At 46.6% G+C, this 14,579-nt stretch carries 11 protein-coding genes and 1 pseudogene; 9 read left to right on the forward strand and 3 right to left on the reverse strand.

Features of this window, described 5'->3' with window-relative positions; all coding sequences use genetic code 11:
* The first annotated feature begins 86 nt into the window (after positions 1-86).
* From WA407_RS02225 to WA407_RS02260, 8 genes are all read left to right on the forward strand, one after another.
* Entirely contained in the window at positions 87-980 is an 894-nt protein-coding gene (locus WA407_RS02225; protein WP_235306544.1) for an ABC transporter ATP-binding protein, read from the forward strand.
* A 12-nt stretch (positions 981-992) separates the two neighbouring features.
* Positions 993-1,796 carry a hypothetical protein gene (locus tag WA407_RS02230; RefSeq protein WP_336076682.1) on the forward strand — a complete coding sequence of 268 codons (804 nt, stop codon included), beginning with the start codon at positions 993-995 and terminating at the stop codon, positions 1,794-1,796.
* An 87-nt stretch (positions 1,797-1,883) separates the two neighbouring features.
* Positions 1,884-2,360: a glutathione peroxidase gene (locus WA407_RS02235; protein ID WP_254328229.1), complete on the forward strand. Its 477-nt coding sequence runs from the start codon at positions 1,884-1,886 to the stop codon at positions 2,358-2,360.
* Positions 2,361-2,752: 392 nt separating this feature from the next.
* Positions 2,753-4,114: an FAD-dependent oxidoreductase gene (locus WA407_RS02240; protein WP_069290565.1), complete on the forward strand. Its 1,362-nt coding sequence runs from the start codon at positions 2,753-2,755 to the stop codon at positions 4,112-4,114.
* Between the two features lie 386 nt (positions 4,115-4,500).
* Positions 4,501-5,334, forward strand: a complete 834-nt coding sequence (locus WA407_RS02245) for a formate/nitrite transporter family protein (protein WP_254328231.1) — start codon at positions 4,501-4,503, stop codon at positions 5,332-5,334.
* 372 nt (positions 5,335-5,706) lie between these two features.
* Positions 5,707-7,839, forward strand: a complete 2,133-nt coding sequence (locus tag WA407_RS02250) for a molybdopterin-containing oxidoreductase family protein (RefSeq protein ID WP_336076683.1) — start codon at positions 5,707-5,709, stop codon at positions 7,837-7,839.
* Positions 7,840-7,885: 46 nt separating this feature from the next.
* Positions 7,886-9,136: an MFS transporter gene (locus WA407_RS02255; RefSeq protein WP_069290563.1), complete on the forward strand. Its 1,251-nt coding sequence runs from the start codon at positions 7,886-7,888 to the stop codon at positions 9,134-9,136.
* A 103-nt stretch (positions 9,137-9,239) separates the two neighbouring features.
* Positions 9,240-9,734, forward strand: coding sequence for a GNAT family N-acetyltransferase (locus WA407_RS02260; RefSeq protein WP_039271600.1), 495 nt, complete (start codon positions 9,240-9,242; stop codon positions 9,732-9,734).
* A gap of 98 nt (positions 9,735-9,832) precedes the next feature.
* Here the strand turns inward: WA407_RS02260 and WA407_RS02265 are convergent, their stop codons facing one another.
* Both WA407_RS02265 and WA407_RS02270 read right to left on the reverse strand, forming a co-directional pair.
* On the reverse strand, positions 9,833-10,381 hold the full coding sequence (locus WA407_RS02265; protein WP_028540721.1) for a GNAT family N-acetyltransferase: 549 nt from the start codon (positions 10,379-10,381) through the stop codon (positions 9,833-9,835).
* 84 nt (positions 10,382-10,465) lie between these two features.
* A complete protein-coding gene (locus WA407_RS02270) occupies positions 10,466-11,191 on the reverse strand; it encodes a copper amine oxidase (protein WP_235306538.1) in 726 nt (241 codons plus the stop codon).
* Positions 11,192-11,398: 207 nt separating this feature from the next.
* On the opposite strand from WA407_RS02270, the gene WA407_RS02275 reads away from it, so the two are divergent.
* Positions 11,399-13,078 (forward strand): glutamine--tRNA ligase/YqeY domain fusion protein, encoded by a 1,680-nt coding sequence (locus tag WA407_RS02275; RefSeq protein ID WP_336076684.1) that lies wholly within the window; start codon positions 11,399-11,401, stop codon positions 13,076-13,078.
* Positions 13,079-13,258: 180 nt separating this feature from the next.
* Here WA407_RS02275 and WA407_RS02280 read toward each other — a convergent pair.
* Positions 13,259-14,481: pseudogene (locus tag WA407_RS02280) on the reverse strand (MFS transporter).
* Between the last annotated feature and the right edge of the window lie 98 nt (positions 14,482-14,579).

A 14,579-nucleotide genomic window follows, 5' to 3' on the forward strand; every position in this document is an offset into this window, starting at 1 on the left:
ATATAAAGATAGAATGAAGTTTTGATGAAAGTCGTGCGTTAAGCCCGTGACTATATATATTGGATAAGGGAAAGGGATGATTCCAAATGTTTCGTCTGAAAACGGCAAATCTGGATATCGCTTATGAAGATCGATTGATTGTAGAAGATCTGAACGTAGAAATACCGCAAGGGAAAATCACAGCCTTGGTGGGCGCAAATGGTTCTGGTAAGTCCACCATTCTGAAGACGATGGCTCGCATCATGAATCCTAAGGGCGGCAGTGTTCTGCTTGACGGTAAATCCATTCATAAGCAATCCACCCGGGAAGTAGCTAAGCAGTTGGCTATTTTGCCACAAAATCCGACTGCACCGGAAGGATTAACCGTGACGGAACTGGTATCTTACGGACGTTTTCCCTATCAAAAAGGTTTTGGTTCCATGAAAGCGGAAGATCGCAAAATGGTGGAGTGGGCCATTCAAGTAACGGGAATGAGCGAGTTCCACGATCGTCCGATTGATCAGCTTTCTGGCGGTCAGCGTCAGCGTGCCTGGATTGCTATGGCGCTTGCGCAGGATACGGATATTTTGTTTCTGGATGAGCCGACGACATTTTTAGATATGGCACATCAATTGGAAGTGCTGCATTTGCTAGAGTATCTAAATACTTCGGAGGAGCGCACCATTGTTATGGTCGTGCATGATTTGAACCATGCCGCCCGGTATGCTCAGCATATGATTGCGATCAAAAAAGGGAAGGCCGAGGCGGTAGGAACTCCAACTGAGGTTATGTCCCCTGATGTGCTGCGTGAGGTGTTCGGGATCGAGGCGGATATTGTAACAGATCCTCGTACGGGTGTACCGCTCTGTCTTCCGTATGCTTTGGCTGGACAGCCTGCCGTGAGCCAAGCAGTAAAAGAAATGAATGTGGAAGATAAGAAACTCGTGGGTTCTGTTGCTGAGCGACGTGATGCTAGAGCACAAGTAGCGGCAAGAGGTTAAAGAGGACATACCATGAAACCACTGGATTACGATCAGCTTGAGCAACTAGCGAAAATAGTGAGAGTCACGCCGGAGGATGCAGTATATTCCGGGCCAGTGGCTGAATGGCTTGAACCAGAGAAGATCCGCTCTGTGATGGAGTATTACGGTGATCTTCTGCGTGCTGAAGACGATTTAACCGCAGCCGTTTATTTTGTGAACCAGTTGCGTGGTCTCGTGTTTGCACAGCATTTTATGGTGTCACTGTGTGAACGCCGTTTGGATCTGTCCGTATCTAATCTTAGATTTCATATTTGTTATGAAGGTCAATATCCCTCTATTAGCCTTCAGGTCATCGACCTCACAGAGCTGGACAATACGCGGAACAATGGGGATGACCCTTCTTCCGAACAGGCTCAGCAAGTGTTACGTGACTTTTACAGTTTGCAGATGCGGCCCATATTGGAGGCAATAGCTGCAGTGGGGAGCGCATCTATTGGGCAAATGTGGGGACAGTTTCCGTTGACATTGCTGTATTTTAAGGATAGAGTACAGCCATTGTTGACTGATCCTCAGGATGTGGAGCGCTTTGAACAAGATTATATTTTTGTGACACGTGAACTTGAGGGAGAGGTATTCGGACGTAAAAGAAACCCGTTTACGGTTCGTCTCGTTGAATTGGATAATCCTTACCGCCCCGGTGAAAATACCTACATGAAACCGTCCTGTTGCCAATATTACAAGACAGGTGGAGGCCAGCGGTATTGTTATGCTTGCCCAAAAATGTCCGCTTCCGAACGTGAAGAACGCAGACTCGAAGTGATGGCATCACGGTAAAGGATCTGCGGATGTTGGCATGTCCGTCACCTTTTGGTTAAAATAGGTTATGTAATCTAAACCAAGCGACACGAAGGAGGATGCTGTATGTCTGTCTATTCACATAATGCCGTAACACCAGCCAATCAGGAGGTTTCTCTGGATACTTACATCGGTAAGGTGCTGGTTATTGCGAATACCGCCAGTAAATGTGGACTTACCCCGCAGTATGGGGATTTGCAAAAGCTTTATGATGAATATAAGGATCGGGGATTAGTTGTATTAGGTTTTCCTTGCAACCAATTTGGCGGTCAGGAGCCGGGCAGCAGCGAGGAAGCGGCTGAATTTTGCCAACTGAATTACGGGGTTAGTTTCCCGGTATTCGCCAAAGTGGACGTCAACGGACCGGATACAGCGCCTCTGTTTGAATATTTGAAAAAGCAACAGCCTGGAGAACAGGAAGATGGAACAATTCAGTGGAATTTCACGAAATTCATTGTGAATCGTGAAGGTGTACCTGTGGGTCGTTTTGAACCGAAGGAGTCACCAGAAGCGATGAAAGCAGCCATTGAACAATTGCTATAGTAGCTTTGCCTTAACTCCAAAGTATATGTTTAAAAAGGTCTGATTTCCTGCGTGTCTCCGGGAAACGGACCTTTTTTTGTTTCTCTACATGTGCATTTGTTTAAGGGTGGTCGCATCATGTGTAAGTCGATTCCAAGAGCATAATCAGGGGGCTTACAGGGAAAACTGAATGGAGCGAAAAAATATTTCAGCAAACCGTTGATTTTGTATATCCTTTCTTTTTTAAATGTGGACAAATTGTGAATATCACGAAAAGCTATTGTAATGTGAAAAATATCACACTATAATAAGCGCATGAAGTGAAATAAATCACAAACGCAAACGAGCTGTATACGTGAAACTATTCACAATTATTATACATTTTATGCCCACACACCAAGGAGGAATTTAACATGAAAGTAGCAGTTATCGGATGTACACACGCAGGCACGGCAGCTATCGTCAACACAGCTAAATGTTATCCAGATGCAGAAATTACCGTTTACGAGCGTAATGATAATATTTCATTTTTATCTTGTGGTATTGCGCTGTATGTAGGTGGTGTCGTCAAAGATCCACACGGCCTGTTTTATTCGTCTCCAGATCAACTGTCTGACTTGGGTGTAGTGACCAAGATGCTTCATGAGGTAACGAGTGTGGATACGGCAGGCAAGACGCTGCATGCACGTAATCTCCAAACAGGTGAAGAATTTACAGACACATTTGATAAATTAATTGTGACTACGGGTTCGTGGCCTATTATTCCAAAGCTGGAGGGCATTGAACTTGATCATATTTTGCTCTGTAAAAACTATAATCATTCCAATGATATTATTGAGAAAGCCCAGCACGTACAGAACATTACAGTCGTCGGGGCTGGATACATTGGTGTTGAACTGGTAGAAGCTTTCCAAATGAACGGTAAAAACGTAACACTGATCGACAGTGCTGATCGTATATTGAATAAGTATTTGGACCATGAGTATACAGACCGGATTGAAAGTTCCCTGAAGGAACATGGCATTAAGCTGGTACTTGGCGAGACGGTGAGTCGTTTTGAGGGTACGAACGGTAAGGTGAGTAAAGTCGTGACCTCTAAAGGAGAATATGAAACAGAGCTTGTTATTCTCTGCATCGGTTTCCGACCTCAAACGGATCTGCTCAAAGGTCAGGTAGATATGTTGCCTAACGGTGCGATCATTGTGGATAACTATATGCAAAGTAGCTGCCCGGACGTGTTTGCAGCAGGTGACAGTTGTGCAATCCGCTATAATCCGACAGGTAAAACGGCTTATATCCCTTTGGCAACCAATGCAGTTCGTATGGGTACACTGGTAGCACGTAATCTGGTACAACCAACGATTGCCTACATGGGAACCCAAGGAACTTCGGGTATCAAAATTTACGAAGACAATATCGCAGGAACAGGCTTGACGGAAGCGGCGGCAACGGACGAAGGCATGACTGTAGAAGCTGTAACCATTGAGGACAGCTATCGGCCTGAATTTATGCCAACCTCCGAAAAGGTATTACTGAAAGTGGTATATGAGCAGGAGACACGAAGAATTTTGGGGGCTCAAATTATGTCGAAGGTGGATTTGACGCAATCCATTAACACACTATCCGTAGCCATTCAAAATCATATGACCATTGACCAGTTGGCCTTTGTCGATTTCTTCTTCCAGCCGCATTATAACAAGCCTTGGAATTTCCTGAATGCAGCAGGTTTACAAGCATTGCCTACAATATCCGAACGGAACCCAGTTACTGTATAATTAGATTTGTCTGTGACATTGTTCATAAGTTTGTCAACAATCTGAGACGTACGGACGAATCCTTATAGTACAATATAGAGTAGCATAAGGATTAGGGGGTAAGTAGCTTATGGATTTGTTTTATATCCTTTTTCTTGTAGTCGTGGCCCTGGTAGGCCTCGGTGGAGTTATTTGGTTCTTGAGAGCAGTTGAAAAGGAAGAATACAACTAAATGTAAAGCGCGTAGTAGCGCAGTAGATGTAATAATACAGAAAGACAGTCCTTTTTCCAAGGGCTGTTTTTTTATAGTTAAGAAAGTGATTTTTTTCACAAACATAATCACTGATTTTAAATAAAATATGAAAGAAGAATATTTTAGTAAAAAGATATTAAAGGAGCGGGGACATATGGCGAGCTATAAACCGGGGCAAATTGCTGAAAAGACGGTGGAAACAGGAGTGGCCAAGGCGAACAACCCGTGGACTGTGGCGGTGGTACTGGGATTTTTGGCAGGTGCATTTATTGCACTCGGGTTTTTGCTGGATATACGTGTTATTGCAAGCGCGCCTAAAGAATGGGGAAGCATTGCCACCTTTATTGGAGCTGCGGTGTTCCCCGTAGGTTTGGTATTAGTTTTGATCGCCGGCGGAGAATTGCTGACCGGCAATATGATGGCGGTCCCTTTGGCGAGATGGGCAGGACGGATTAAGACAGGAGCCATGCTTCGTAATTTGGCGATTATTACGCTCAGTAATTTTGCAGGTGCGTTATTCGTTGCATTTTTCTTTGGGCATGTACTGGGTTTGACAGAAACGGGCCCTTACCTGGACAAAGTGGTGGATATGGCAGGACATAAGCTACATGAAAGCTTTTTGCAGTCTTTTATATCGGGTATAGGATGTAACTGGCTCGTAGCACTGGCTGTATGGCTGGCATATAGCACAGACTCTATCGGTAGCAAAATCATGGGGATTTGGTTCCCGACAATGGCCTTTGTCGCTATTGGATTTCAGCACGTTGTTGCCAATATGTTTCTCATTCCGGCGGCTATTTTTGCAGGCCACTTTTCGTGGGCAGATTATGTTATGAACTTCATTCCGGTCTGGCTGGGAAATTTGGTAGGAGGTAGCCTGTTTGTGGCTGGAGCCTACTGGTTGGCCTATTTGAAAAAGCCTCAAACCAACGCACATCCAGTGAATGAATCTCCAACTACTTCTTCGGTTGCACATCAAATCCGTTGAGTGATCCTGCTTAATTACGGTACTTTAAACAGCAATGAACAAAGCAAATCCGCCATGACAGGCCCGGGGGAACGAAACCTGTCATGGCGGATTTTTTTGGGAGTGGTCCATGATTTGGCATGGAGGATGAGTGTGCTCTCGTCCCATAATGCCTTGATCTCTTTTACCCTCGGTAAGATATGATGAAACAGGATGTTGAAAAAAATTATGATTCTAAAAAAATCCGTTTTGCTCTATGCAGCAGACGGATTTTTTTAATGTTTTGGAGAGCGGCTGTGTGGGAAAATCCTTCTCTTGCCATAGGCCAAAGCTGTGGATATGATAAGATCAGTGTAATTTTTGGAAACGGTAACGGAAAGGAGCATCAACACTATGGATCATCGTAATAGCGCGCCTCCTGAGGCCACGCTTCAACAAGACTTACAAAGGGGGCAGCGGATGACGGAGCAGCAGGACGGTATTTTTCCGGCTGTATGCCCGTTAGATTGCCCGGATACGTGTGGGCTCCTGCTTCACAAGGAAAATGGAAAGATAGTCAAGGTGACTGGGAACCCGGATCATCCTATTACCAAAGGGGCTATTTGTAACAAAGTTCGCAATATGACGGAGCGGGTATATGATCCTGATCGGGTGCTCTATCCGTTGAAACGTATAGGCCCCAAAGGAGAAGGAAAATTTGAACGTATTAGCTGGGAGGAGGCGGTCGATACCATTACAGGTCGGTTCAAGGAGCTGATACGTATGGACGGACCGGAATCTATTCTCCCCTACAGCTTTTATGGCAATATGGGCGTATTGAGTGTGGACGGAATGGACCGCCGATTTTTTAATGCGCTGGGTTCAAGCCAACTGGATCAGACGATATGTAGCGTAGCAGGGAATGAAGGCTGGGCGTCCGTTATGGGTTTTAAGGGCGGCACCAGCCCGGAGGACACGGAGGATGCAGACCTCATTATTGTGTGGGGTGGAAATGTCATTAGCACCAACATGCATCAGGTCGTTTTGGCTGAGAAAGCACGTAAAAAAGGTGCTAAGGTGGTCGTTATTGACGTTCATCGCAACCGGACGGCGCAATGGGCGGATTGGTTCATTCCGTTATATCCGGGGACGGATACGGCGCTCGCGCTGGGTGTTATGAATGTGCTGTTCGCTCAGGGACTGACGGACGACGAGTTTTTACATCGCTACACGGTAGGCCATGAGGAACTGCGCGAGCATGTTAAGACATATACACCAGAGCGAGTTTCGCGGATTACCGGCGTACCGGAAGCGGATATCATCCGTTTGGCGAAAATGTACGGAACTGCGCGAGCAGCGTATATCAATATCGGCAATGGGCTTCAGCATCATGATAATGGCGGTATGAACGTACGTGCGGTTACATGCTTGCCTGCGCTCACTGGACAATGGCTGAAGCACGGCGGGGGAGCGTCACGCTCTAATGGCGCTTATGGCAAGTTTAACGGCGCCAATCTGGCGCGTCCTGATCTGCGACAGAATCCGGATGCCCGGGTGATCAACATGAACCGGATCGGAGAAGCGCTGCTACAGAAGGAACAGCCGATTAAGGCGTTATTCGTATACTGCAGTAACCCCGTAGTTGTAGCCCCCGATTCGGAACGGGTGACTGAAGGATTTGGACGAGAGGATTTGTTCACAGTCGTTCATGACCTGTTTCTTACGGATACTGCCCGTTATGCCGATATTGTGCTGCCTGCAGCATCTTCCTTTGAAGGTACAGACCTATATAAATCCTACTGGCATCACTATGTTCAGATGCAGGAACCCGTCATTGCTCCACTCGGGGAAAGCAAAAGCAATTATGAGCTGTTTAGCCTGCTCGGACGGGCTATGGGCTTTGACGAAGCTGCCTTTACGGAAAGTGAAGAGGACATGATCGCAGGTGCGCTTGATAATCCAACGAACCCTTATCTCAACGGTGTAACTTTGGAAGCCTTAAAGAAGTCACCTTTTGTAAAGCTCGATATGACGCCAAAGGCTACTTATTTGGATCGTTTAACCACGCCTTCAGGCAAGATTGAGTTGTATTCGGAAAAAATGAAACAAGCAGGTCTGCCCGCGATGCCTTCTTATGTACCGCTGATTGAAGGGTACGACGGAGAGCATCGACCGCAAGCGGACGAGCGGTATCCATTAATGTTTATTTCACCGCCAAACCATAATTTTCTGAATTCTACTTTCGCTAACTTGCCCAAGCATCAGCGACTGGAGCGGGAGCCCTTGCTACAAATTCACCCGGAGGATGCTCAGACAAGGAACATCGCGGATGGGGACCCGGTTACCGTATGGAATGATCGAGGGACGTATGAGCTGAAAGCGAAAGTCACTGATCTAATGCTGCCCGGTACAGTGATTAGTCAGGGATTATGGTGGGAAGGCAAAGGACGCAGACAGCGTGCCAATGTGTTAACCTCTGATCGGCTGTCGGATATGGGACAGGGGGCTACTTTCTTCTCAACGGTGGTGAATGTGAAGCGTCAATGAGATAATGCCTTTTATGGCGTCAGATGCAAAAGGAGAAACAAAAGATATGAAATGGTTGGAGTCTTATCCGAAAGAAGTGAAAGTGTTTCTCGTTGCTAGTCTGATTAATTCTGCTGGAAGTTCCCTGATGTGGCCGTTGGTTAGCATGTATGTGTTTGACGAGCTAAACCGTAGTATGGGAGATGCAGGGATTGCGATTTTAGTGCAATCTCTGGGCGGAATTTTTGGTCAAGTGCTGGGCGGAGCCCTCTATCACCGTATTGGAGCCAAGAAACTGATTGTTGGCTCACTCGCGATGAACGCGCTGGGACTTCTCGCGCTTCCATTTACCAGTGGCCATTGGGTAGCGTTTGTCATCATGATGGGCTTTATCGGCTTTTTTAATGTCGTATCTGTGCCTGCGATTCAGGCCTTTGTAGGTTTTCGTTTTGCTGACCGTCGTGGTGAGCTGTTTAATATTATTTATGTCGCTAACAATATTGGGGTTGCAGTGGGTACGGGATTGAGTGGCGTTCTGGCTGACCTTTCCTATCAGCTCAGCTTTGTGATGAACGGAGTGACCTCTGCGGTATTTGCCGGGTTCTTCTGGTCTTATCTAAGCAGGGTGGATCGGGAAGAGGGAGAAGTGCAGCTCAGTAAGTCTGTGAAAAAAAGAGAGGAAATACCAGCTCGATTGCTGTTTCGTGATACCAGACTGTATCTCTTTGTGGGGTTAGGTTCGCTTTTTTTATGGTTCGGGAATTCGATCTGGAATACAGGAGTGTCTCCCCATATTATTGAGCAGGGCTTGCCTAAAACGATGTATGGATTACTATGGACACTGAATGGTATCCTTATTTTTGCCGCACAACCCATTATTTTTTGGATAAAACGACTGTACGCTCATCACGCTTCAGCGCAAATGACATGGGCCGGAGGATTTTATTTGGCGGCTTATATTGTCATGCTGGGCACACAGAACTATACTGGAATGATATTCGCTATGGTTCTGGCGACCCTGGGAGAAATGCTGATTGCACCTGCCGTTCCAGCATTCCTGTCTGATCATGGAGGTCGGGGTGCACCCTTTTACATTGGGCTTGTGGGGGGCATTGGCGCAGCCGGACGGGTAATGGGGCCTTATATTATGGGGAAGTTGTATGATGGCGGTGGGTTACCGCCTACACTTTGGCTGGCATCAGGCGTAGCGGTGTTGTCGATCCTGTTTTTCGTCCTGCATAGCTGGTTGAACCGTTTCCGGCATCATTCGGATACTTTGGATACTACGACGTCCAAGGTGGACGCTCCCAGTTCTTAAGTCCTAATAAAAGTGCAGTAATATGCTGTGATTATGGTACAATAGTGACGGATGGTTGTAGTTATTGCTTCAGGAAAGCCTTCACAGGAAGGATTGAAAGGAATTGTTTACAAGTCAACCCTTGACGATACGTCATTCGGAGATGAAGGATGCTCCTGATCTGATTGCGCTGGATGAATTGGTATGGAATGAACGCACGGCTCCCGCTTCATTGTCTTGGAAGTCGCGCGGAGAGTTTCTGCGCAATACGCCTCCAGGCTCTCAACTGGTTGCCATCGAACAGGAAGTACTCTGCGGGTATATTGGATTTCGTCCTCCAACGCTGTTGGCTAGTAACTGTCATGTACTCGAAATAAATATAGCTGTACATCCAGCTTATCATCGCAAAGGTATTGGGACGGCCCTCATGAACTCCATGAAGGACATTGCAGCTGCGGAGGGCATACGTAAGTTGAGTTTGCGTGTACTCTCATGCAACACGGAAGCCCTTATGTTTTATGAAAAAAGCGGTTTCGCGATTGAAGGACGTTTGCATGAGGAGTTTTACATAGCAGGTCAATTCGTAGATGATGTGTTAATGGCCTATTTCTTAAAATAGGCGGAAGGCTACAGACAGCAATTCGGTTGTATGCCCGGGCCTAAACCAACAACGCCGCAGACCTGATCAGGTCTGCGGCGTTGTTGTACAATACAATATTACCGAAGCTGCTTCCATTCATTTTGGAGCATACCGTACACTGCGTGGTTCATGTAGCCGTCGGGCAGCAATTCCGCTTCGCGTACAATGCCTTCGAGCACAAAGCCCAAACGTTCCGGAATACCGCGGCTGCGGCGGTTCGTAGTTGCGCAACGGATTTCGACCCGATGCAAGTCCAGCTCCATCAAAGCATATTCAACGAATACGCGGCAGGCGCTGGTCATTAGACCTTGTCCTTCGTACCCGTGTCCAAGCCAGTATCCGATGCTAACGGAGCGGTGAGTCCAATTGATCTCATGGTAGCTGATGATGCCAGCAAGCTCGTTGTCTATCCAAATTCCGGCGGTCAGACTACCGTTCTCTGCGGCTTGTTTCAAGGCGCCCTGCACGAACTGCTCTGTGTGGCTGATTTCCGTGGTAGAGTCTACCCATGGAAGCCATTGACGCAGGCGGTCACGGGACATTTCGATCAGCTCAAACAGAGGCTGCACATGCTCCTTGGTGAGCGGCCGAAGGACTGTGCGTTCGTCCAACGCATATGTAAACATGATTGATCCCCTCTTTCACTCGGAAAATCGCTAAACCAGCCAGTCTAGCATTTAATCCCATGCTACCTTATTCTGCGAGAGTCGTCAAAAGGGAGAGGAAGCTTCAAATTCAATAGGTCCCACCCGGAACCGTTCATGCTCGTATACATATTTCAGATCCAAATCCCCTACAAATTCGGTTGGGGATACACTGCCAGATACAGTGGCTTGCAGAGGAAGCTGTTCAGCATCATACATTACGACAGAGCTAAAATCGAGATACTTTGTAAATTGGGCTGGATCATCGTAAAATACGGATGCTTTAGGGTTTATCGTGTGTGTAACACCGTCAATCGTGACAGCAATATGAACCTGGCGGTTGTGGTCACGTAGCTCCACTGAGCTATGTACGCGCTGGGACACAGCATCTACTGCCGATTCGACCGCATATTCTTCCATCGTGCGTGCGTTAACAATATGCAATTCCTGCAATTCGACACCCGTTCCCGAGGCACGCGTGAGGATCACGACGGCTTCACGGACACCATCCCCGTTCACATCCCTATAAAATAATTGTGGTGCGGTGGAGATATCCGCCGAGCCTGACCATCGGAATGTGCGGCGTTGCTGGCCGATTTCCAGTACAGCTGATTGGAATAATCCCTGTGACGGATTAACGGCATATAAGCGGACGGATGAGTCTTCTGGAGCGCTGGCTAGCGGCTGAGATTGTACAGTTTCGTTCACTGGGTCCGATGAAGGATGGCCGGAAGTCATGACGGAAGAGGACAAAAGCATAGACAGCAGGATCACAATGAGCAGCTTAAACACGGGTGGGTCTCCTTTTCCGGGCAAAATAAAAGATATATACACTATAACGAATTTATTTGCCGAAAATGTTAACTCTTTTTCATAACTTGTCACTTTTTTTGCTGAAGAGAGCATAAGGATTTTCATTTTATTGAGTTATGCGGTGTGAAAGGGTATATTTAAGGGAACAGGTTTTACACAGATTATACGGAAGAAAGGTTGATTAGCGTGGAGAAGCCGATCACTCCCCCCAATTTTATTAAAAATGTTATTGAAGAGGATTTACGTACGGGTAAGGTAAAGGAGGTTGTTACACGATTTCCGCCTGAACCTAACGGATATTTGCATATTGGACATGCCAAAGCTATCTGGATCAATTTCTCGCTGGGAGATGAATTCGGAGGACGCACAAATTTGCGTTTTGACGACACCAATCCGGCGAAGGAAGACACGGAATACGTGAACTCCATTCAGGAGGACGTGAAGTGGCTCGGTTATGAATGGGAGGAAAAACATTTTGCCTCCAATTATTTCGAAGAAATGTACAAGCGTGCCATCCTGCTGATTCAAAAGGGTAAAGCCTACGTGGATGACCAAAGCGCGGACCAAATCCGTGAAACTCGTGGTACACTGACCGAACCAGGGCAAAATAGCCCTTATCGGGATCGCAGTGTGGAAGACAATCTGAAGCTGTTTGAAGAGATGCGTGCAGGCAAATACCAAAATGGTGAAAAGGTGCTGCGTGCCAAAATTGATATGGCTTCAGGAAACATTAATTTACGTGATCCAGTTATTTACCGCATTTCACACACAGCACATCACAATACAGGCGACACATGGTGCATCTATCCAATGTACTCCTTTGCTCATCCGCTGGAAGATGCGATTGAGGGAGTAACGCACTCGCTCTGTTCGCTGGAATTCGAAGATCAGCGCCCGCTGTACGATTGGGTTGTAGCTGAATGTGAGATGGAAAAGGTACCGCACCAATACGAATTTGGACGGCTGAACCTGGCTCAAACCGTAACCAGCAAGCGTAAGCTCAAGCTTCTGGTCGATGAAAAGCACGTAGATGGTTGGGATGATCCGCGTATGCCGACGATTTCCGGTTTACGTCGTCGCGGCTACACGCCGGAAGCCATCCGCAACTTCGTATATGAGACAGGCATTTCCAAAGCCTACGGAGTCATCGATTTGCAGGTACTGGAGCATTTTGTACGTGAGGATTTGAAGCTTAAGGCACCCCGCACCATGGCAGTCATAGATCCGTTGAAGGTGGTTATCACAAACTATCCTGAAGGACAAGTTGAAATGCTGGAGGCGGAAAACAATACTGAAAATCCGGAACTCGGTACACGTCAAATTCCGTTTTCCCGTGAGATTTATATTGAGCGTGAGGACTTCATGGAAAATCCGCCGAGCAAATACTTCCGTTTGTTCCCTGGTAATGAAGTACGTCTCAAGCATGCTTACTTCATTAAATGTAACGATGTGATTAAGGACGCAGACGGAAATGTAACGGAAATCCACTGTACCTATGATATAGAAACCAAGAGCGGATCAGGCTTTACTGGACGTAAAGTGAAAGGCACGATCCACTGGGTAGAGGCTACTCAGGCTGTACCTGCCGAATTCCGTTTGTATGAGCCTTTGATTAACGCAGAGGACACGGAAGAGATTGAAGAGGATGCATCGGAAAAAACATTCCTTGACCAATTGAACCCGAACTCTTTGGAAATTGCTCATGGTTATGTCGAGCCGAACATGAAAGAAGCTCAATCGCAGGACAAGTTCCAATTTTTCCGTCATGGTTATTTCAGTGTCGATCCGAAGCTTTCCCAACCGGGTCAGCCTGTATTTAACCGTGTTGTATCGTTGAAAAGCTCTTTCCAATTGCCTAAGCAATAGGCTGGTGGAAAGTGTGGGAGAGATGGTAGCTTCGTGCGACCAAGTTGAAAAGGAGTCTGCCGTCGGCAGACTCCTTTATTTTACGCATGCACACTCTTTATACATGATCATTGACTTGACGATACTCTATTGTCTTTGCTAACGAGCCAGAAGGGAGGATAGCTCATTCCTCTAGTGTTGTTAAGGGGCTTCTTCTATTCGTTTGTGCCCGCTGGCAGTCCTGGCTGATAACCGTTCTTGTACAGCATATACCACATGATAGCGAATCCCGCAGATCCAAGTAGGGCGAAGAACACCCCTGCATGGTACATCATTTCTCCACCAAAGTTCTGGAATAGCCATCCTCCCGCAAAACCTGCTACGATACCGGATATACCACTCCAGGTCAAGGTATATACGGCCTGTCCGGATGATCGGTATGCTGCAGGGGTAAATAGGACGGTCAACTGGGTGCCTACATAGAAGTATCCACCGAAGGTGACGCAATGAAGTGCCTGAATGAACACAATCTGAATCGGGTCTGTGGCCAGAGCCATCAGTTCCCAACGTAAGGCAAACAGCAAACTGACGAGTGCCAAACAGCCGACCATCACGGTCATTCTTTTCTTCAAGAAGCGATCAAACAGCAAAAATACAATAATTTCGAATACCGATGACATAAAAACAGCAAAACCAAGCATCTGTTTGGACCCACCCAGCTCGGTGATGTACAGGGACATAAAGGCGCTGTTGATCGAATTCGGGATGGATACAAGGATGCCCAATAAAATAAAGGATATAAAGTATCCGTTCATTAAAACACTGCCAAAGCCGCGCAAATGGATGGTTGCTGTCTCCACAGTACTTTTCAGTGGTGGAATCGACAAGGTGCAGATCAATGCAGCCAGAAGAAGTACCGTAAAGATGGTGGATATGCTGGATATCCCCGTTTGGTCAATAACTATGCCGGCAACTGCTGCTGTCACAGCCCAACCGAAGGAGCCCCATATACGGAATGCACCAAATTTCCGGTCTGTGCCCTCAATATAGCTGAGAATTAGGCTGTTGCTTTGCGCAAATAAAGGGCTTTGGAAAAAATAAAAACCAATCATCGACACATAAATCATGATATACGTATGGACATGAAATAAAGCTTGTAGCAATAACAAGGTACCTATAATCATAAATAGCAAAATACGTCGGAGGTTACGGCTCCGGTCGCTTGTATAGCCCCAAAAAGGGTTCGCGAATACGGATACAAAAGGCCCGATGGCCATCAGACTCCCGATCTCCAGCTTGTCCATGCCGATATCTTGCAGATACAACGGGAAGAAGCTGGAGAAAATGACCATAGCTCCATATAGAAAAAAATTATACAGTTTTAAGGAATATAGAGGAGTCTCTTGAATTTCTCTCTTTTGCAAGACAAGCCATTCCTTTCTTAGCCCGATAGAGAACTGCGCATCGATGCCGATCTGTGGGGAGGTTCTTTATTCCAATGTATCATGTGTTGAAAGGGTTA

Source organism: Paenibacillus sp. 203 (assembly GCF_037027525.1).
GTDB classification, from domain to species: domain Bacteria; phylum Bacillota; class Bacilli; order Paenibacillales; family Paenibacillaceae; genus Paenibacillus; species Paenibacillus polymyxa_B.